Origin of the sequence: Nocardioides sp. TF02-7 (assembly GCF_022437945.1) — a bacterium.
Taxonomy (GTDB): Bacteria; Actinomycetota; Actinomycetes; order Propionibacteriales; family Nocardioidaceae; genus Nocardioides.
Map to the genome: position 1 here is coordinate 1,117,856 of NZ_CP092535.1, position 19,280 is coordinate 1,137,135.

The following is a 19,280-nucleotide window of genomic DNA, read 5'->3' on the forward strand; positions in this document are numbered from 1 at the left end:
GTGTCGGCGGCGAGGTCGAGGTGCTCACGACCGTCGGGGGAGATAGCTGCGGTAGACCGGGAACGCGGCGAGCAGCTCGACCAGCACCGCCTCGACCGGGCCCCGCCACTCCTCGTCCGCGGCGACCCCGAGCTCACGGGCGAGCTCGCGCGCGATCCGGCGCACCTCGGCGTTCAGGATCGTCTCCGCGACCTCCCGCTTGTTCGCGCGCACCAGGTCGGGCCACGGGGGCACCCCGCCGCGCAGGCGGTCGTCGAGGTCGCCGAGCGGCTGCTCGCCCGCCGGGTCGACCAGCACCCGGTCGACCAGCGCGAGCACGTCGTAGCCGGTGGTCCCTGCCGTGCGCCACCGGTCGGGCAGCCGCTCGCCGGGCTCGAGGATCTTCTCGACCACCACCCAGGCGGAGTCGGTGAGGCCCGCCAGGTCGTCGAGATACGCCGCGGGGTGGCGCAGTCCGTCGGGGTGGTCGATCCGCAGCCCGTCGACCAGCCCCTCGCGAAACCAGCGGCCGATCTCGACGTGCGTGGCCTCGAAGACGTCCCGGTCCTCCACCCGCACGCCCGCGAGCGTGTTGACCGAGAAGAACCGCCGGTAGTTGAGGTCGTGGTCGGCGGTCCGCCAGCCGACGAGGCGGTAGTGCTGCCGCCCGTGCACGACCTGCGGGTCGTCGGTGCCGTCGGCCGTTCCGGGCGCCACGGGGAACCGGTGGTCGTGGTAGCCGAGCTGCCCGTCGACCAGCCGGAGGTTGCCGATCCGGCCGTCGTCGCCGAGGTCGTCGTCGCCGACGACGGGCACCAGCACCCGGCCCTCCCCCGCCTCCCAGTCGACGTCGAAGAACGAGGCGAACCGGGAGCCCCGTCCGTGCCGCAGCAGGTCCCACCACCAGCCGTTGGTGGCCGGGCTCTCGATGCCGACGTGGTTGGGCACGACGTCCACGACGACGCCGATGCCGCGCCGGTGCGCCTCCTCCGACAGCCGCGCCAGCGCCTCCGGCCCACCGCGAGCCGGGTCCACCCGGCTCGGGTCGACGACGTCGTAGCCGTGGTCGCTGCCGGGGTGCGCCTCGAGGAGCGGCGAGAGGTAGACCCACCCCACCCCGAGGTCGTCGAGGTAGGGCAGCACCTCCCGGGCGGCGTCGAGGTCGAACCGCTCGGTGACCTGCAGCCGGTAGGTGCTGCTCGGCTCGCGGTGCGCGCGGTGCTTGCCGGGCATCACTCGCCCGCCATCGAGGCGACCGACGCCGCGGGCCCGGAGTCCGGGTCGGGCTCGGGCCCCCGCCACTGCTGGAGCACCACGACGCTGCGGTAGGGCAGGCCGAGGACGCTCCCGGCCGTCAGCTGCGCGTCGTGGTCGAGACTCCCGGTGGTGTCGACGACGACCTGCCACCCGGCGGCGTACTCGTCGTCGGGGAGCGTCGCCTCGACGTCGTCGCCGCCGTTGAAGTACAGCAGGAAGTGGTCGTCGCGGATCGGCTGGCCCTGCGGGTCGCGGCCGGCGATGCCGTCGCCGTTGAGGTACATGCCGAGCGTGCGCAGGCCGCCGTTCCAGTCCCCCTCCTCCATCGGCCGGCCCTCCGGGTGCAGCCACACGATGTCGTTGAGCCGGCCGCCCTCCTCGGTGCGCACCGACGTGCCGGTGAAGAACCGCTGGCGGCGCAGCGACGGGTGCTCGCGGCGCAGCCGGCTGACCTCGGTGACGAACTCGCACAGCGGGCGGTCGACGTGCTCCCAGTCGATCCAGCTCAGCGGCGAGTCCTGGGCGTAGGTGTTGTTGTTGCCCTCCTGTGTCCGGCCGATCTCGTCGCCGTGCAGGAGCATCGGCACGCCCTGGCTGAGCAGCAGCGTCGCGAGCAGGTTGCGCTGGTCCCGCGCCCGCGCCTCGTTGATCTCCGTCCGGTCGGTCGGTCCCTCGACGCCGTGGTTCCACGACCGGTTGTCGTCGGCGCCGTCACGGCCGTCCTCGCCGTTGGCCTCGTTGTGCTTCTGCTCGTAGGAGACCAGGTCGCGGAGCGTGAACCCGTCGTGGGCGGTGACGAAGTTGATGCTCGCCACCGGCCGCCGGCCGGAGTGCTCGTAGAGGTCGGCCGACCCGGCGATCCGGCTGGCGAACTCCCCGAGGTTGGGCTCGCCGCGCCAGAAGTCGCGGACGGTGTCGCGGTAGGCGCCGTTCCACTCCGTCCACTGCGGTGGGAAGTTGCCGACCTGGTAGCCGCCGGGGCCCACGTCCCACGGCTCCGCGATCAGCTTCACCTGGCTGACGACGGGGTCCTGCTGCACGAGCTCGAAGAACGTGGCCAGCCGGTCGACGTCGTAGAACTCCCGCGCGAGCGCCGAGGCCAGGTCGAAGCGGAAGCCGTCGACGTGCATCTCGGTGACCCAGTAGCGCAGCGAGTCCATGATCAGCTGCAGCGAGTGGGGGTGGCCGACGTTGAGCGAGTTCCCGGTGCCGGTGTAGTCCATGTAGTACTGCGGGTCGTCCTCGACCAGCCGGTAGTACGCCGGGTTGTCGATGCCCTTGAAGCTGAGCGTGGGGCCGAGGTGGTTGCCCTCCGCGGTGTGGTTGTAGACGACGTCGAGGATGACCTCGATCCCCGCGTCGTGGAACGTCTTCACCATCGCCTTGAACTCCTGCACCTGCTGCCCCGGGGCAGCACCGGACGCCGAGTAGCCGGCGTGCGGGGCGAGGAACCCGATCGTGTTGTAGCCCCAGTAGTTGCGCAGCCCCCGCTGGACCAGCACGTCGTCGTGCACGAACTGGTGCACCGGCATCAGCTCGATCGCGGTGACGCCGAGGCCCTGGAGGTGCTCGACGACGGAGCGGTGGGCGAGGCCGGCGTAGGTCCCCCGGAGGTTGTCCGGGACGTCGGGGGTGGGTCGCGGTCGTCCCCTTGACGTGGGCCTCGTAGACCAGCGTCTCGGCGTACGGCGTCCGCGGGGGGCGGTCGCCCTCCCAGTCGAAGTACGGGTTGACGACGACCCCGAGCATCATCTGCTGCAGGGAGTCCTCGTCGTTGCGGGCGTCGGGGTCGTCGAACTGGTAGCCGAACAGCGACGGACCCCAGTCGATGTCGCCGACCGTCGCCTTGGCGTAGGGGTCGAGGAGCAGCTTGGCGGGGTTGCAGCGCAGCCCGCGGTCGGGGTCCCACGGCCCGTGCACGCGGTAGCCGTAGCGCTGTCCGGGCTGGACGCCCGGCAGGTAGGCGTGCCATACGTAGCCGTCGACCTCGGTGAGCTCGACGCGGGTCTCGCTCCGCTTCCCGTCCTCCGCGACGTCCACCAGGCACAGCTCCACCCGGTCGGCCACCTCGCTGAACAGCGCGAAGTTGGTCCCGCTGCCGTCGAAGGTCGCGCCGAGGGGGGTACGCCGACCCCGGCCAGGTCTCGGGGACGTCGGGCACGTCGGGCCACCTCTCTGCAGGTCGGACGGGACGTCGGACGACGTCACCTCTCCCCTGGTACCCCGACGTCCCGCGGTTGACCGGTGTCGACCGGGTGAACTTGACGACACCGGTCCTCACCCGCGGCGGGTCGTCACCGCTGCTGCGCCGGGACCTCCTCGAGGAGGCCCAGCTGGCGGGCGGTCTGCAGGGCGGCCGACCGGTTGCTCACGCCGAGCTTGGCGTAGACCGACCGGAGCTGCTTCTTGACCGTGTTGACGGACACGCTGAGCTCGCGGGCGAGCGAGGCGACGGTGTCGTGGCGCGGCAGGCGGCGCAGCACCTCCCGCTCGCGCGGCGAGAGCCGCACCAGCTCGACCCGTCGCGGGTAGACCGGACGTGCCGCGTCGAGACGGCGCACCTCCTCGTCCTCCAGGTGCTCGCCAGAGGCCACGAGGAGCCGGCGCCGCACGTCCGGGTCCAGCAGGAGGAGCGGCTCGAGGTTCCCGCTCTCCCGACCGATCGCCGCTGCCTTGCGGAAGCTGTCGACCGCTGCTGCCTCGTCACCGCCGGCGTGGAGGGCCGACGCCTGCGTGACGAGCAGCTCGAGCCGGTCGCGGGTGTGCAGCTCGGGGGCCCAGGTCGCGACCGAGGCGATCCGAACAGCCGCCGCTGCGTCACCGGCCGCGAGGCGGAACCGGGCGGCGGGCGCGAGCAGCCAGGGTGGCGGGTCGGTGTCCGCCCCGAGGAGTGTGGCGGTCCGGTCGGCATCGCCGACCGCCATCGTCAGGTCGACGCGGCACCGGTCGAACGCCTGGCGCGGAACGCTGCGCTCCTCCGCCAGCTGACGGGCCGTGGCGCGACCGACGTCGTGGAGCCGGGACAGCATGGTCGCGGGGGCGTCGACGAGCAACGCGTGGCGGGTGTGCGCCATCACCGCGAGCGGCCAGAGCCCGCTCGCGTCGGTCTCGAGCGGCACCTCGGCGAGCTGGGCCGCGGCCGCCGCGGTGTCGAGCCTGTCGAGCGCGAGCATCGCTCGGGCGATCCGCGCCGGCACCCGGGCCAGGTCCGCCGCCCAGCAATCGGCGACGTCGATGTCGTCGTGCGCGTCGAGCCAGCGGCGGGCCTGGGCGGACTGGCCGCTGATGGCGTGCATCGCCGCCAGCAACCCGGCGGCGCCGGAGCCGGTCAGCCTGCGGCCTCCGGCGTGGTGCGCGGCCGCGGCGAGGTCGAGCGCGGTCGTGAAGTCGCCCGCGAGGAGGTGGGTGAGCGCCCCCTGGAGCCGGGCCCAGGCGGCCTGCGAGGTGCGGGCGCTGCGCGGGTCGGACCCGCGCAGTCGGCCCAGCTCGACCTCCACCTCGACGGCGAGCTCGACGGCGCCGACCAGGTGGCCCGCGGCGCGGCGGGCGACCATCGCGGCCGTCAGCTGCTCCACCCGCAGCAGACCCCTGGCCTCGGAGGCGACCGGTGTCCCGGCGCCGATCTCCGCGTAGTGGCGGAGCAGGTCCTCCACCAACTGCTGCCAGGGTGCGCCTTCGCGGGTCGCGGCCAGCGCGTCGCCCATCGCGGCGGCGATGCCCAGCGTCGGGTGGTCGGCGACCGCGGCGGCGGGGAGGCCGCCGTACGCCTCGTGGAACAGCGCCGGGTCCCCGCCGAGCAGCATCCAGCCGTCCTCCGTCCACGCCTCGGCGAGCCGGCGCCAGTCGCCGGCGGCGCGGGCGTGCCGCACCACCTGCCGCCAGGGTCGGTCGTCGCTCGCGGTCAGGACCCTGGCGACCTCACGATGTGCGTCAGCGTGCGTTTCGGGCGCGGTGCACTCGAGCAGCCGGCGCAGCCCGTTGCGCACCAGGACGGGGAAGCGCCACTGGGGCTCGCCGTCGTCGCGGGGCGTGCGCCACAGGACCCCGAGCCGCTCCAGCGCGGCGACGGCCGCCCGGCTCCCCTCCGGCGACGGGTCGCCATCGGGCATGAGCGCCGCCGCGAGCGGGAGGTCGAGCTCGTCGGGCACGGCGAAGCGGGCGGCGGTCGGGAGCGCGGTCGCGTCGGCGACCACCGGGAGCACCCGGTGCTCGAGGAAGTCGTGGGCTGCGTGGGTGGCGAGCTCCTCCTTCCCGGGTGGGGTCGCGTCGAGCACGAGCCGCAGCGCCAGTGGCCACCCGCCGACGAGACGGTGCAGCCGACCGGCGACCGCGGTGTCGACGTCGTGACCCCAGGACGCGGCGAGCTCGGGGATCCGGTCGACCGGGACGGCGAGGTCGGCGCCGCGCAGGACGTTGGTCTCCACGCCACGCTCCTCGGCGACCTCGTGGAACAGGTGTCCGGGCTGGCAGCAGACGACCAGGTGGAGGCGGTGGTCGAGCTCGACCGCACCGACCAGCCGCTCGACGACCGACCGGTCCCCCAGGCGGTGGGCGTCGTCGACGACCACGACCACCGGCGCCTCGCCCTCGGCGAGCGGCCCGTCGAGGGCCGCCGTCACGTCGTGGCCGAGCGAGGCCTGCACCCACTGCACCGACACCCCGCGGGCGTGCTGACCGCGCGCCCAGCTCGCGGCCAGCGTGGTCTTGCCGAGACCCGGCAGGGCGTCGAGGATCGTCAGCGGTGCCATCCGGTCCAGCCGCCGCAGCAGCTCGGGCCGGTCGACCGAACGGGTCGGCAGGCGGGGCGGCCGGACCACGACGCCGGACGCCTCGGGGCCGTGCCCGCGCTGCGGCGGAGCCGACTGGCACGCCGGCTGCGCCGCGGTGTTCTTCCTGGAGCTGCAACGCGTACCCGGAACGACGTCGCTCAAGGGGGACCGAGCCTCCTCCTGCGGGGACCGCTCCGCGACGGAGCGGCCCTCGTGGTTGTTCAGTTGTGGCCATCCCGGCTGGCCGCACTGCCGTCCCTCTCCCGGGAGGGATCCTCTCGCAGCCGTCGGGACCGCGGGACGAGAATTGTCGAACTTTGCACTTCGGCGCCGCCCCCGGGCGGTCGCCGGGCTCCCTCAGCGGTCCGGCTGTGCGAACCACAGGGTGCGGTGGCTCCAGTCGCCGGGTCCGCGCCGCTTGCCGGAGCAGACCAGGATCGCCAGCCGCGACGGCCCCGAGTCGGAGTAGTACTGCGGCAGCGCCCGTCCCGCCGGGACGCGGGTACGCCGGGTGACCCGGTAGCACTGGCGCCGGCCGCCGGAGCCGGTGACGACGATCCGGTCGCCCTTGCGCAGCTTCGCGAGGAGCCGGTTGCCGAGGGCCGAGCCGTAGGCGCCGCTGCGCGGGTAGGTGTGCGCGTTGAGGCGGACCACGCCGTACCGGCCGCCCGGCCGGATGCGGGACGCCCGGTCCCACGCCAGCTGCCACTTGCCGCGGTCGGTCAACGGCGGCGTGCGAGGGGCGCCGTTGCGGTCGCGCCCGAGGGCGAGCACCTTGGTGCGGCCCACGACGCCGGGGACGGCGAGGTGCCGGGGCCGGAAGCCCCGCTCCGCCGTGGGACAGGCAGCCCCCCGAGCCGCCTGTCCCACAGTCTGTGCGTGGGCCGGCTCACCGGCCGGGCCCGCGCCGGGCGCCACGAGGGTGACGCCCAGCACGAGCCCGACGGTGAGCAGGCACAGCCGGCGGGACAGCGTCCACCGGAGCGTGCTCAGGGCTCCGCCCTCAGAGCATGCTCGGCATCGGCCGGAACCCGGTGTTGGGCGCCGGAGGCACCCGCACCACGCTGACCCGCGCCTTGTCGCGGTTGTTGGACCGGACGGTGTCGCCGTTGGCGCTCACCTGGGCCGTGTTGACCAGCCGACGACCCACCGAGGCCTTCGTGGTCTTGGCGACCACGAACACCGGCGGTGCCTTGCGGTCGTCGCCCAGCGACTTGTTCCGCTCGCAGGTCACGACGTCGGCCCGCTTGTCCACCTGGCAGCGCCACGCCTTGCCGTTGGCGGACACCAGCTCCAGCCCGCGCGGCAGGCGGTCGACCATGGTGATCGGCCCCGGCGCCCTCGCCGGGCCCCGGTTGGTGACCTGGATCCGGTAGCGGACGTTGCCGCCCACCACCGTGCGGTCCCGGCCGACGACCCGCTTGTCGAGCTTGAGGTCGAACTTCGGCACCTCGTGCTCGGTGTCGCAGTTGACCGTCTCGCCGTCGCGCACCTCGCAGCCGGGCGAGGTGACCGCGTTGACCAGTCGGTGGTTGCCGAGGTTCTTCTTGGCCTTCACCGTCACCGAGTAGGTGATCCGGGCGACCTCGCCGACCGGGATCACCCCGTTCCAGATCAGGTGGCCCTGGCGGACCCGGGCGGTGCCGATGGTGGCCTCGACGTCGCGGTTGTAGCGAGCGTCGTCGAGCACCCGCGCCAGGTTGTCGCTGAGCTCGGCCTCCGCCGGAGCCGTGCCCTGCTGGGTCACCGTGATCGTGTAGTTGATCACGTCACCCGGCACGACCGGCTTGCCCGGCCGCGGCACCGACGACTTCACGGTGGTGTAGTTGGCCACCTCGAAGCCGGCGGGGTCGGGCGGGATGTTCGGCGGCGGCGCGTCCGGCGGCGGGTCGGTCGTCGCCGAGGCGGTGTTGACCACGGTGCCGTTGGTCGACTCGTCGAGCACGAACTCGAACTCGTGGGTCTCCGACTCCCCGGCGGCCAGCTCGTCGACCACGAAGTTGCCCAGGTCGGGCCGCTGGTCGTCGGTCACCTCGATGTTGCGCAACGTGCCCTGACCGACGTTGGTCACGACGATCCGGTAGCGCACGGTGTCGCCGTAGCGGAACGACGGGTAGTCGGTCACGTCCTGCGCGTCGCGCCACCGGCCCTGGTTGTCCTGGACGTACTTCTTCAGCGTCGCCGCGTAGTAGTACGCCATGGTCATCGGCTCCGAGGTGCGCATCGCGAGCCGGGTGTGCTCGGCACGGCCCTGGGCCCGGTTGACGTAGGAGTCCTCCGGGTCGGCGCCGTCGGTGGCGATGTGCACCTGGAACTGACGCACCCCACCGGGCTCGAGGACGCCGCCGATCACCCGCACCGCAGTCGCGTCGGGGGTGAACGTCGTCGACCAGATCGCCGACGGCGCGTTCGGGGCGCCGTTGGCCGGGTCGGCGGGGTCGTCGGTGAGCGTCGCCGGGTCCTCGGTCGTGTAGTAGACCGTGCCGGTCGATCCCGCCGGGAACGTGACCTCGGCCAGCTCGTAGTCGCCCGCGTAGTCGGTCCCGCGCTCGTCACCCTCCCACGGGAGGATGTCGATGACGTCGGTGTAGGCCTGCGGCAGCGGGTCGAACGACCGCATCGTCACCGTCCACGAGCCCGCGCCGTCACCGGAGCCGTCCACGTTCGGGATGAAAGGCGTGTCGGCGGTCTTGCTGATCTCGGTGTAGCCGCTGGTCGAGACCGTCACCTGCCGCGCCGCCGGACGCGAGGTCTCACCGCGCAGGCTCGAGGTCACGGTGTTGGTCAGCGCCTGGCCCGGGGTCACCGAGTCGTCCGCCACCGCCTGGTAGGTGAGCGTCTGCACCGCGTTGGTGGGCACCCCGTCGAGGTTCCAGGTCAGGACCCGTCCGTCGGGGCTGATGGCGGGCTCCGGCGTCGCCGAGCCGGGCACGTAGGTCATCCCCGCCGGAAGGGTGTCGATGATCGTGTAGTCGTCGACCGTGGGCGGCATCGTCCCCGACCCGTTGGCGGAGTAGCGCAGCGTGAACGTGGCCGGCTCACCGGGCCGGATCACCTGTCGGTCGGCCAGCTTCTGGATGGCCGGGGTCGCGAAGACGACGTGCAGGATGTCGCGGGCGCCGTTGGTGCCGTTGTAGCGCTCGCCCGGCGTCGGCGTGTAGTTGTTCGGGAAGACGCCGCGTCCCGGGTACAACCACGCCCCGTCACGGATGGTGGCGCCCCAGCTCCAGATGTCCTGGCCGATCGGCGCGTCCTGCTGGATCGTCACGTTCATGCGCATGGCGATGGCCTGGTGATCGATCGCACCTGCGGTGCCGGTCCAGCGCACCGCCTTCACGGTGGTGAGGTCGGCCGGCTCGGCGTTGACCCAGCCCGCCGCCCCGCCGCAGCCGGTGAAGGCGTCGGGGTTGTAGCCGCCGCTGCCGGGCGTGACCGTGGGGTCGTTGCCGACGTAGAACTGGAGGCTTCCCCGGCAGCGCGGTCTCGGGTTCTCCGACGGGATCACCGGCGGCCCACGCGAACAGCTCGACACTGTGGTAGTCGACGAAGGCGGTGTCCAGGATCGCGCAGTCACCCATCGGCGTGTTGTCCGGCACGCCGCTCAGGGCGATCGTGTCGGCGGTCTGGTCCTTCACGACCGTCCCCGGCGCCACCTTGAAGGTGTTGTCCCACGAGGTTCCCCCGTTGGTGCGCCACCACTGGTGGTGCCAGGTGCCCGGGAACACGATCACCTTGCTGGACGTGTTGTTGCCGGGCTCGTCGGGGTCGGTCTGCCCGGTCACCGACTGGTAGGTCGGCGCACTCGCCGTCAGGCTCGCCGACGTTGCTGCGGTGAGGTCGCGCACCTCGAGCCAGATCGAGCCGCTGGCCACGGCGACCTGGTCGGTCGGCAGCGGGTTGCCCGCCGAGTCGTGGGTCGGCACCTGGGTCAGGGAGTAGTCGATGCCGGTGATCGTCATCCGGAACGTGTTCGGCCCCGTCTTCTCCAGGGTGCAGCTCTCCACGAACGGCGCACGGCGTTCGGGCGTGGAGCCGGCGGAGTAGGGATGCCCCTCGGCGCTGTTGCTGTTCTGGAACGGGGTGCAGGGCTGGTTGAACGGCGCCGAGTTGTTCTGCTGACCGAGGAACAGCTGCTGCCCGTTGGCGAGCGGGATGTTGAGGTTGTAGGTGACCGAGTTCGGGCCGGCGTCGCTCCCCACGTCCTGGAACAGCGTCCACTCGAAGTCGAAGGCGAAGTCGCCGGTGTTGCCCGACGACGACGGGATCACGGAACCGGTCGGGATGCCCCAGAGCATGTCCATGCCGAACGTGTTCTGGATGTCGATCGGGTCCAGGTCGGCGGTCTGGCCGGCGATGGTGCCCGACGCCGTGATCTGGTCGCCGGTGATGCCGTCGGCGACCACCGGCGCCTGCACGAGGAGGGCCGTGCCCTGGGTGACCGTGCCGAGGTTGCAGACCATGGTGCGGCCGTCGTCGGAGATGCTCGAAACGGGGTCCAGCTCCGCGGCCGTGCGGCACAGGTCCGGGAGAGCCTGGAACAGGCCGTTCTCCAGCGTCACCGTGAAGTTCACGTTGTCGACAGGGTCGTTGGACGGCGCGGGCTGGTCGTCGTTGACGTTGACCCGCCACTCGCTGGTGACGACGTCACCCTTGCCGACGCTTGGGGGGTGCCCGGCGCCCAGTCGCCCTCGATCTCGTAGACCGTCGCGGCCATCGCCGGGCTGACGAGTGCTCCGAGGCCGGTGACCGCGAGCACCACCGACAACAGTCCGACGAGGCCGGCCCGGAGCCGGCGACGGCTGCCCGGTCCGGACCTCCGTGGTTGGCGCGTGTGATTGCTGGACCCCATTAGATACCCCATGTCCATCTCCGCTCCTCGAGAAAAGCTGTCGCAGCGCAGGTGTGGGCTGCGGCGGAGACGATGCCGCACCAGGGGTCACAGCGGTATCAGGTGCGGTAGCGAATGGTCCGTCGGTGGTCCTCGAATGGTCCGTATGTGGCCCGTCTGAAGGAGGGGCCGTCGCGGGCCACCCCCGGCTGGGGCGGCCCGCGACGGCTCTGAGCTCGACCGAGCGTCAGGACAGCGACAGCGGGGTCGCGAACTGTCCCGGGGCCACCAGCGGCGGCAGCCCGACCGAGGACGGGGTCGCCGGCTCGAGCCGCCACCCGTGCATGGTGCCCGAGGCCGGGCCGCAGGTGGGGTTGTCGATCGTCGCGGCCGGCATCGACGTGCTGGGCGCGTCGACGGCACCGGCGGGCACGTCGGGGACGGCGAGGGTGTTCGGCGTGCCGAGGTAGACGACGGTCCGCGCGAAGATCGAGCCCTGGCCGGGTCCGCCGGCGTTGAGCAGCGCCGTGCCGGTGCAGCCGGCTCCGGAGTAGTAGGCCTGTGCCGGGTAGAGCGAACCGTCCCAACCGACGTCGACCAGGTAGCCGGTCGGGCTCAGGACCGTGACGCCGTACGACGACATCGCCACCACGTCGCCGAGCAGCCGCCCCTGGCCGTCCTCGACGGTGTGGCCGCCTGCGCCGGCCGGGCCCTGCGGACCAGCCGGTCCGGCGGGACCGGCGGGGCCGGTGTCGCCGACGGGCCCCTGGGGGCCGACCGGACCGGCCGGACCCTGCGGGCCCGTGGGGCCCTGGGGACCCACGGCGCCGTCGCGCCCGTCGGCACCGTTGACCCCGTCGGCACCGTCGGCACCGTTCGCGCCGTCGGCACCGTCACGACCGTCGGCACCGTCGGCGCCCTGGAGCGAGGCGAGCCAGTCGGCCTCGGTGCCGGCGTAGCCGTGGGCGACCGCGATGTCGTAGGCACTGAGCCCGTCCTCGCCGTCGGCGCCGGGCGCCCCGGCCAGTGAGTCGAGCCAGGCGACCTCGTCGCCGGTGAAGCCGTAGGAGACCGCGACCTCGTAGGCGCTCATCCCGTCGGCCCCGTCGGCCCCGTCGGCGCCGTCTGCGCCGTCGGCCCCGTCGGCCCCGTCCAGACCGTCAGTGCCGTCCACGCCGTCGGCGCCGTCAGCACCGGCCGCGCCGTCGCGGCCGTCGGCACCGTTCACGCCGTCGATCCCGTCGCGGCCGTCCTTGCCTTGCAGGGACGCCAGCCACGCCTCTTCGGTGCCCTGGAACCCGTGGGCCACGGCCAGCTGGTAGGCACTGCGGCCGGCGGTCCCCTTCGGGCCGCGGGCGCCCTTGTCGCCGGTCGTCTGCCACGTCAGCAGCGTCTGGCCCTTGGGGCAGCGCTTCGTGCTGTTGGGCACCAGCCGCAGGTGGTCGAGCTTGGAGCCGACGCACACCGTGATCCGGGCGCGGTTCGACGGCCTCTCCTGCGTGTTGGCCGCCACCGCCGTGCCGGCGACGGCCGCCGCCAGTGCGACGGCGGCTACGCCGGCGCGCGCCGACCTGGACTTCCACACCTTCATCCCGATCCTCTCAGTCGAGCGCGGCCTCCAGCTGGGTCGGGGACCGGCACCGTCCTATCGGCTCGGTGGGGGGCGGACCTGAGCAAGGTGCGGAATACCCGGCCGACCGGGTATCCCGCGGGTTGTCCGCCCTTGCAGAAGCCGACAACCCCGAGAAGAGGCCGACAACCCCTCCGGCCCGACCGAGGCGTCACCCCGAGGCGGGGAATACCCGGCCGACCGGGTATCCCGCGGGTTGTCCGCCCTTGCAGAAGCCGACAACCCCGAGAAGAGGCCGACAACCCCTCCGGCCCGACCCGGCCCGACACCGGCCCGACCCACCCGACCCACCCGACCCACCCGACCCCACCGGGCCGCGCCGACCGCTACTCCTCGGCAAGCGCGTCGAGGACCAGGTCGGCGACGACCTCCTGCTCCTCGGCGTAGGGGTGCCACTGGGCGCCGCCCCACCGGGGGCCGGATGCCGGCGACCCACGGGTCGTCGGCGCACAGGTGGTGGCCGCGGGTGGCGGCGAAGACGTCGACGTAGCGGACGCCGGCGCGCGACGCGGCGGTCTCGAGGGCGGCGTTGATCCCCTCGAGCACGTCCCGCGCCCAAGCGTGGTCGCCCTCGGTGATCGGCAGCTGGTCGCAGCGCTCGTCGTCCGGCGGGACGACCTCGGGATAGCCGACGACGAGCACCTCGGCGTCGGGGGCACGCTCCTCGACCTCGGCGAGCCGCTGCCCGAGCCGGGCCTCGACCTGGGCCACCCGGTCCGCGGCGAGGCTCCGGCCGCCGGACCGGTCGGCGTCGGTGCACGGGGGTCTCGTCCGGTTCGGCGTCGACCGAGAGCCGGACGCAGGTCACGACCACGCTGCCGATCAGGTTGAAGTCGTTGGCGCCGATGCCGACGGTGACCAGGTCGGTCTCGGCGGACAGCGCGTCCAGCTGCGGCGGCGCGCCCACCTGCTCGTACGCCGTCACCAGGTGGTCCGACGTCGCACCGGAGCAGCTGACGTCGCCGAGGTCGGCGCCGGTCGCCCGCGCCACCAGCCGGGGATAGCTGCGCGCGGAGCGGAAGCACGGGTCGTCCCGGTCGTAGCGGCCGGACCCGACGCCCGCGGTGTAGGAGTCGCCGATCGCGACGTACTGGTCGCCCTCGCCGACGACGAAGTCGCGGGCCTCGACCCGGCAGCCGGCCACGAGCCCCGCCAGCGCCGTCAGCCCCATCAGCACCGCCAGCGCCGGGAGCAGCGCGGTCGAGAGGATCACCGGACGCCGACGCACGGCGCACACCGTACCGGCGCGGCCGCGCGCCGGGGCCCGGGTCAGGCCTCCCGCAGCGCGCGGGCTGCGGCCGTCACCTCGGCCAGGTAGGCCGCCGCCCGCTCCGCCGGGCGCCGGGAGCCGCGCAGGTAGCGCAGGCCGTCGTCGGGCAGGGCGAGGAGGTCGGCGACCACGGCCGCCGCCCGGTCGTCCAGCGCCGCAGCCGGCACCACCTCGGCCACCGCCCCCACCTCCCGCAGCCGGTCGGCACCGAGGGTGGCCCCCGTCGCGAGGGCGTGGGAGACCAGCGGCGGCGGGAGGAAGCCCTCCAGCAGCGCCGCGCCCATCGGCGCCCCCACCCGCAGCTCGGGGAACGCGACGCTCGCCGCGGGGCCGGCCACCACCAGGTCGGCGCAGGCCACGAGCAGGCCGCCGGCGCCGACCGCCGGACCGTCGACGACGGCGACGACCGGGACCGGGCACCGCGCCACGGCCGCGACCCCGCCGCCCGCACGCTCGAGGTACGCCGCCCGGTCGGTGACCGCGGCCAGCTCCCGGACGTCCTGGCCGGCGCACCACGCCCGCCCCTCCGCCCGGAGGACGACCAGCCGCGGCCGGCCCGCCGCCCCGACCGCGTCGAGGTCGAAGGCCCCCCGGAGCGCGTCGTAGACCTTGAGCGAGAGCGCGTTGACCGGCGGCCGCGCCAGGGTGACGTGCCGCGCCCCGTCGCGGTCCTCGACCCGCAGCCCGCCGGCCGGCTCCCGGAGCGGCATCAGTACGACTTGGGCAGGCCCAGCTCGTGCTGGGCGATGTGGTTGAGCACCATCTCCTCGCTCACCGGCGCGATCCGGAACAGCCGGACCAGCCCGGACAGCGTGGCCAGGCCGTACTCCGTCGCCATCCCGTTGCCGCCGTGGGCCTGCATCGCCGCGTCGAGCGCGTGGCCCGCCGCCTCCGCGGCGAGGTACTTGGCCATGCTCGACGCCCCGCCCGCCTCCGGCGAGCCGGCGTCGTAGAGCGCCGCGGCACGCGCGGTGAGGAGCCGGGCCGCCTCGACCTCGACGTGCGCCTTCGCCAGCGGGTGGGCGACCGCCTGGTGCGCCCCGATCGGGACGCCCCAGACCTCCCGCTCCCCGGCGTAGCGGGCGCCCTTGTCCAGCGCGTAGCGGGCGATGCCGTTGAGCAGCGCGGCGCTGCCGATCCGCTCCGGGTTGAGCCCGCTGAACAGCGCGCCGAGACCCTTGCCCTCCTCGCCCACGAGGGCGGACCCGGGCACCCGCACCCCGTCGAAGGTGAGCACGAACTGCCGCTCGGGCGAGGTGATCTCCACCGGGATCGGCGACGCGCCGATGCCGGGCGCGTCGGACTCGACGACGAACAGCGACAGCGACCCGCGGCCGCGGTCGTCGACCTCCCCGGTCCGGGCGACCACGAGGATCGCCTGGGCGTTGTCGACGTGGGAGACGTAGTACTTGCTGCCGTCGAGCACCCAGTCGTCGCCGTCGCGGGTGGCGGTGGTGCGGATCCGGTGGGCGTTGGAGCCGGCGTCGGGCTCGGTGATCGCGAACGCCATCACGGTCTCCCCCGACGCCAACCCCGGCAGCCACCGGCCGCGCTGCGCGCCGGTGCCGTGCTTGCCGAGGATGGTCGCGCACACCGCGGGCGAGAGCGCCAGCAGCATCAGCGGCACGCCGGTGGCGGCCAGCTCCTCGGTCACCACGGCCAGGTCCGCGATGCCGGCGCCGCCGCCGCCGTGCTCCTCGGCGATGTTGACCCCGAGCAGCCCGGCCTCGCCGAGCTCGCGCCACAGCTCGCGGGGGTTCCCGCCCTCGCGCGCGGTCCGGACGAAGTAGTCGTGGCCGTAGCGGGCGCCGATCGCCCGCACCGTGCCCCGCAGGGCGACGACCTCGGGCGGGTCGACCAGCGGCAGCGCCGGAGCGGTCACGCCCACGCCGCGACCACCTCGTCGGTCGTCGCCAGCCACCCGAACGCGAAGCCGATGGTGCCGAGCGCGACCTCGTTGCGGGTCGGGTCGTACTCCGCGACCGCGTCGCTGACGACGTGCACCCGGTAGTCGCGCTGGCCGGCGTCGCGGGCCGTGGTCTCGACGCAGATGTTGGTGGTGACGCCGCAGATCACGAGCGTGCGGATGTCCTGGCTGGTGAGCACCGGCTCGAGCTGCGTCCCGTAGAACGAGCTCGGCCGCGACTTGTCGATGACGACCTCGCCGGGCCCGGGCTTCAGCGACGGCACGATCTCGGCGTCCCAGGTGCCGTCGACGAGGGCCTGGACCTCCGCCATCTGCGGCACCAGCTCGTTGGGCAGCAGCCCGCCGTCGACGTAGCCGGGCTGGTAGACGTAGCGCGTGTAGATCACCGGCACGCCGGCCTCCCGCGCGGCGGCGACCAGCCGCTCCGACCCGGGCAGGGCGGGCGTCAGCGCCTCGTGCGGCATGCCGATCCGCGCCATCGACCCCTCGGCGTCGAGGAAGCCGTTCTGCATGTCGACCACGAGGAGCGCGGTCCTGTCCTTGGTGAGCGTCATGTCGTTCCCTTCTGTTGGTGGTCGGTCGGCACGGGGTGCACGATGCACACCTCGCAGTCGTCGGTCCCCGGCGACGACGCGCCGCCGGCCGCAAGGCAGGCGTCCACGAGCCCGGTGGCCAGGCCGGTGTGCCGGGCGACGCCGGTGCTGGGCGGCGTGTGGGTGCCGGAGAGGGCGGCGGCGTGGGCGGCGGTGAGGCCGATCGCCGACGGCTCGAGGACGGGTACGTCGACCTGTGCGGCGACGGCGTCGGCGGCGGGCGCCATGCAGGTGCAGCCGAGCAGCACCGCGTCGGAGCCGTCGGCGGCGACCGCCCGGCGGCACAGGTCGGCCAGCGCGGTCAGGACGTCGGCCTCCTGCCGCCGCATCCGCGACTTCACGCCGTCGGGACGGCCGACCCGGTCGAGCTCGTCGTCGCCGCTCAGGTGGTGCACGCCGCGGCAGCGCTCGCCGCCCGGCGTCGACCGCAGCCGGTCGGCGTAGAGGTAGCCCATCGAGCGCGGCCACACGGTGACGACGGAGAACCCGGCATAGAGCGTCGCCGCGAACTTGATGCTCTCCTCCCCCGCCCCGACCACGGGCACCGAGGTGGCCGCCCGGGCCCGGTCGACGGCGTAGTCGCCGAAGGTGTCGACGTAGACGGCGTCGCACCCGGCGGCCACCGCGCGCTCGACGGCGTCGAGGGTGCCGAGCTCGGTGACGAGGTGCTCGTAGGGGGTGCGCGCCAGCAGCCGCAGCCGCAGGTCGTGCAGCGTCGTCTCCACACCGGGCGGGTCGGCCACCGTCGGCGCCGACTTGCCGTCGGAGTTGATCATCGCCACCCGGCGGGGCTCGGTGCTCACGCCGACTCCTCGGTCCCGGCCGGCGGCCACCACACCGCCCGGGTCTGCCGCAGCGTCGCCAGCAGCCGGCCGTCGGCGGTCCAGGCGTGCACCTCGTCGACGCAGTGCTGCCGGGTCGCCCAGGCGGTGGCGTGGTCGAGACGCAGCCACCCGGCCGGGTCCCACTCCCCGGCGTCCGGCGCGAGGTGGACGGCGTAGTCGATGGTCGGCACGAACGCCGGCGGCTCGGGCTCGCCGAACAGTCCGGGGGTCGGCGCGTCCAGGAGCGCCGTCGCCACCGCCTCGGCCGAGCGGAGGCCGCCGCCGGCGGCCTCGGGACGGATCCGCGCCCACGACGTGGCCGGGTCGGCCATGCGCGGCACGGAGGTGCGCCGGAGGTCGATCACGTCGTCGAACGGCAGCCGGCCGCGTCCGACGTCGAGGGAGGGCGCGGCGACCGCGCCCGGGGAGGTGGTGCGCACCCACGCCGGCGCGTCTGCCGACGCCGGAGCGGGTGCGGGATCGGGGGGAGGTGCAGGAGCTCGGCGGTCGCGTGCACCCGCACGCGACCGTCCTGCTCCAGCAGCAGCCGGAGCAGCTCCGTGGACCGGCCGCGGTGGAGGGTCTCGGTGCGCACCGCCACCGGTCCGACCGCGACGCGGGAGACGAAGTTGGCGGTCAGCGACACCAGCCGGTACGCCGACCGGGCGACCGCCGTGTCGGCCAGCAGGCCGACGACGTAGCCGCCGAAGAGCCCGTCGAACCCCGACCAGCGGGGGTCGGTCTCGCGCGCGTCGGGGTCCCGGGTGACGGTCACGGCCGCTCCCGGCGCACCAGGTCGTCCGGCAGCGGCGCGGCCTCGGGCTCCCGTGCCCAGCGGCGCAGGTCGGCGCTCACGACCTCGACCGAGCCGGCGCCGTCGGGCACCGTGCCCCGCGACCACTGCGCCAGCGGCGACGGGGGGGCAGCGCGACCATCTCGTCGACGTGCACCGACCGGACCGGGACGTCGACCGGTGGCAGCGCCGAGGCCGGGAGGTAGTCGGGAAGGCCGCCGAACCAGGCGAGGACGCGGCAGCCGGCCGGCGACCGCATGCCGGTGCGGACGTGGCCACCGGGGATGACGGTGAGGTCGCCGCGCCGGTAGGTCGCGCCGTCGATCTCGAGCTCCCCGTCCAGCACGAGGAACTCCTCGGCGGCGAGGTAGCCGCCGGGTCCCGGGCGCTCGAAGCCGGCGGGGGAACCGGCCGTGGATGGTGAACCGGTTCCACGGCGAGGCGAGCCGCACGAGGTCGAGCGGCAGGTTGGCCCCCGGCATCGGCGCCGGGCGCCACTTCTGCGGTGCCTCGAGGTCGAGCGCGTGGGGCGCGGTCACCGGGCTCACGGGACGGCCCCGTTCGAGCGCTCGGCGAGCTCGTGCAGCGCGAGCACCCGCCGGGCCGCGTGGACGACCGCCGGGTCGACCAGCCGGCCCTGCGCGTCGAGGGCGACCCCGGAGCCGCGGCGCTCGGCCTCGGCGAGCAGCTGCAGCGTCGCGCGCGCCTCCTCGACCTGCTCGGGCGTCGGCGTGAAGACGTCGTGCACGACCGGCAGCTGCGCCGGGTGGATGCAGGCGCGGCCGACGAAGCCGAGCCGCGCGACCGCCCGGGTCGAGGCGGTGAGCGCCTCGACGTCGCTGGTGATCCGCGAGACCGGTCCGACCGGCGGCTCGATGCCCGCTGCCGCGCTGGCCAGCACCACCATCGTGCGGATCGCGAGCAGCTCCCGCTCGTCGGGTCCGGGGTCGATGCCCGCCTCCCCGGTGAGGTCGACCTCGCCGACCTGGAGCCGGTGCACGCGCGGCCCAGCGGCGATCGCGCGGACGTCGAGCACCGCCGCCGGCGTCTCGACGAGCGGCATCAGCCGGGTGGTGCGGTCACCGAGGTCGTCGAGCAGCTGCGCCACGGCGGCGACGGTCGCCGCGTCGGCCTTCGCCAGGGCGAGGCCGGCCAGGGCCGGCGACCCGGCGAGCCGGCGTACGTCGTCGAGGCCGCGGTCACCGGGGTTGACCCGCACCCAGAGCTCCAGCGGTCCGTCGGCCGGCTGCTCGGCCAGCCAGGTCGCCACCGCCTCGCGGGCGGCGTCCTTCTCCGCCAGCGGCACGGCGTCCTCGAGGTCCACGATCAGCGCGTCGGCGCCCCGCCGCGCCGCCTTGGCGAGCTTGTCGCCCGCGTTGCCGGGGGACGTAGAGGTAGGACCGCGGGAGC

The 19,280-nt window shown here is 74.3% G+C and carries 15 protein-coding genes and 2 pseudogenes; all 17 read right to left on the bottom strand.

Annotation, left to right across the window (positions count from 1 at the left end):
* Positions 1-24: 24 nt before the first annotated feature.
* A complete protein-coding gene (locus MF408_RS05695; RefSeq protein WP_240250607.1) occupies positions 25-1,212 on the bottom strand; it encodes an alpha-amylase family glycosyl hydrolase in 1,188 nt (395 codons plus the stop codon).
* Positions 1,212-2,816, bottom strand: a pseudogene (gene glgX / locus MF408_RS05700) (glycogen debranching protein GlgX); the annotation flags it as partial. The gene MF408_RS05695 and the pseudogene glgX, both read right to left, overlap by 1 nt.
* A gap of 328 nt (positions 2,817-3,144) precedes the next feature.
* A pseudogene (locus MF408_RS26610) lies at positions 3,145-3,507 on the bottom strand (hypothetical protein); the annotation flags it as partial.
* A gap of 23 nt (positions 3,508-3,530) precedes the next feature.
* The gene (locus MF408_RS05710; RefSeq protein ID WP_240250608.1) at positions 3,531-6,167 is read right to left on the bottom strand and encodes a LuxR C-terminal-related transcriptional regulator; all 2,637 of its coding nucleotides are present in this window, start codon (positions 6,165-6,167) and stop codon (positions 3,531-3,533) included.
* A gap of 195 nt (positions 6,168-6,362) precedes the next feature.
* On the bottom strand, positions 6,363-6,794 hold the full coding sequence (locus tag MF408_RS05715; protein WP_240250609.1) for a class F sortase: 432 nt from the start codon (positions 6,792-6,794) through the stop codon (positions 6,363-6,365).
* Between the two features lie 214 nt (positions 6,795-7,008).
* On the bottom strand, positions 7,009-9,279 hold the full coding sequence (locus tag MF408_RS05720; protein ID WP_240250610.1) for a DUF11 domain-containing protein: 2,271 nt from the start codon (positions 9,277-9,279) through the stop codon (positions 7,009-7,011).
* Positions 9,209-10,576 carry a hypothetical protein gene (locus MF408_RS05725; RefSeq protein ID WP_240250611.1) on the bottom strand — a complete coding sequence of 456 codons (1,368 nt, stop codon included), beginning with the start codon at positions 10,574-10,576 and terminating at the stop codon, positions 9,209-9,211. Before MF408_RS05725 ends, MF408_RS05720 begins: the two co-directional genes overlap by 71 nt.
* A 504-nt stretch (positions 10,577-11,080) precedes the next feature.
* Entirely contained in the window at positions 11,081-12,424 is a 1,344-nt protein-coding gene (locus tag MF408_RS25005; RefSeq protein ID WP_275693361.1) for a hypothetical protein, read from the bottom strand.
* Between the two features lie 190 nt (positions 12,425-12,614).
* Positions 12,615-13,691 (bottom strand): GDSL-type esterase/lipase family protein, encoded by a 1,077-nt coding sequence (locus tag MF408_RS05740; protein ID WP_240250613.1) that lies wholly within the window; start codon positions 13,689-13,691, stop codon positions 12,615-12,617.
* 41 nt (positions 13,692-13,732) lie between these two features.
* A complete protein-coding gene (locus tag MF408_RS05745) occupies positions 13,733-14,443 on the bottom strand; it encodes an enoyl-CoA hydratase/isomerase family protein (RefSeq protein ID WP_240250614.1) in 711 nt (236 codons plus the stop codon).
* Positions 14,443-15,621 (bottom strand): acyl-CoA dehydrogenase, encoded by a 1,179-nt coding sequence (locus MF408_RS05750; protein ID WP_240250615.1) that lies wholly within the window; start codon positions 15,619-15,621, stop codon positions 14,443-14,445. The genes MF408_RS05745 and MF408_RS05750 overlap by 1 nt, the downstream gene beginning before the upstream one ends.
* Positions 15,612-16,214: an isochorismatase family cysteine hydrolase gene (locus tag MF408_RS05755; protein WP_240250616.1), complete on the bottom strand. Its 603-nt coding sequence runs from the start codon at positions 16,212-16,214 to the stop codon at positions 15,612-15,614. Before MF408_RS05755 ends, MF408_RS05750 begins: the two co-directional genes overlap by 10 nt.
* The gene (locus MF408_RS05760) at positions 16,211-17,056 is read right to left on the bottom strand and encodes an aspartate/glutamate racemase family protein (protein ID WP_240250617.1); all 846 of its coding nucleotides are present in this window, start codon (positions 17,054-17,056) and stop codon (positions 16,211-16,213) included. Before MF408_RS05760 ends, MF408_RS05755 begins: the two co-directional genes overlap by 4 nt.
* A complete protein-coding gene (locus MF408_RS05765) occupies positions 17,053-17,442 on the bottom strand; it encodes a hypothetical protein (RefSeq protein WP_345893852.1) in 390 nt (129 codons plus the stop codon). Before MF408_RS05765 ends, MF408_RS05760 begins: the two co-directional genes overlap by 4 nt.
* A complete protein-coding gene (locus tag MF408_RS05770; protein ID WP_240250618.1) occupies positions 17,439-17,852 on the bottom strand; it encodes an acyl-CoA thioesterase domain-containing protein in 414 nt (137 codons plus the stop codon). Before MF408_RS05770 ends, MF408_RS05765 begins: the two co-directional genes overlap by 4 nt.
* Positions 17,849-18,409 (bottom strand): hypothetical protein, encoded by a 561-nt coding sequence (locus tag MF408_RS05775; protein WP_240250619.1) that lies wholly within the window; start codon positions 18,407-18,409, stop codon positions 17,849-17,851. The genes MF408_RS05770 and MF408_RS05775 overlap by 4 nt, the downstream gene beginning before the upstream one ends.
* A gap of 5 nt (positions 18,410-18,414) precedes the next feature.
* Positions 18,415-19,194, bottom strand: coding sequence for an aldolase/citrate lyase family protein (locus MF408_RS05780; RefSeq protein ID WP_240250620.1), 780 nt, complete (start codon positions 19,192-19,194; stop codon positions 18,415-18,417).
* Positions 19,195-19,280: the final 86 nt, after the last annotated feature.

Excerpts from the sequence above, each read along its gene's own strand:
- MF408_RS05695 (WP_240250607.1), bottom strand. The coding sequence starts at position 1,212 with ATGCCCGGCAAGCACCGCGCGCACCGCGAGCCGAGCAGCACCTACCGG.
- MF408_RS05720 (WP_240250610.1), bottom strand. The coding sequence starts at position 9,279 with ATGAACGTGACGATCCAGCAGGACGCGCCGATCGGCCAGGACATCTGG.
- MF408_RS25005 (WP_275693361.1), bottom strand. The coding sequence starts at position 12,424 with ATGAAGGTGTGGAAGTCCAGGTCGGCGCGCGCCGGCGTAGCCGCCGTC.
- MF408_RS05745 (WP_240250614.1), bottom strand. The coding sequence starts at position 14,443 with ATGCCGCTCCGGGAGCCGGCCGGCGGGCTGCGGGTCGAGGACCGCGAC.
- MF408_RS05755 (WP_240250616.1), bottom strand. The coding sequence starts at position 16,214 with ATGACGCTCACCAAGGACAGGACCGCGCTCCTCGTGGTCGACATGCAG.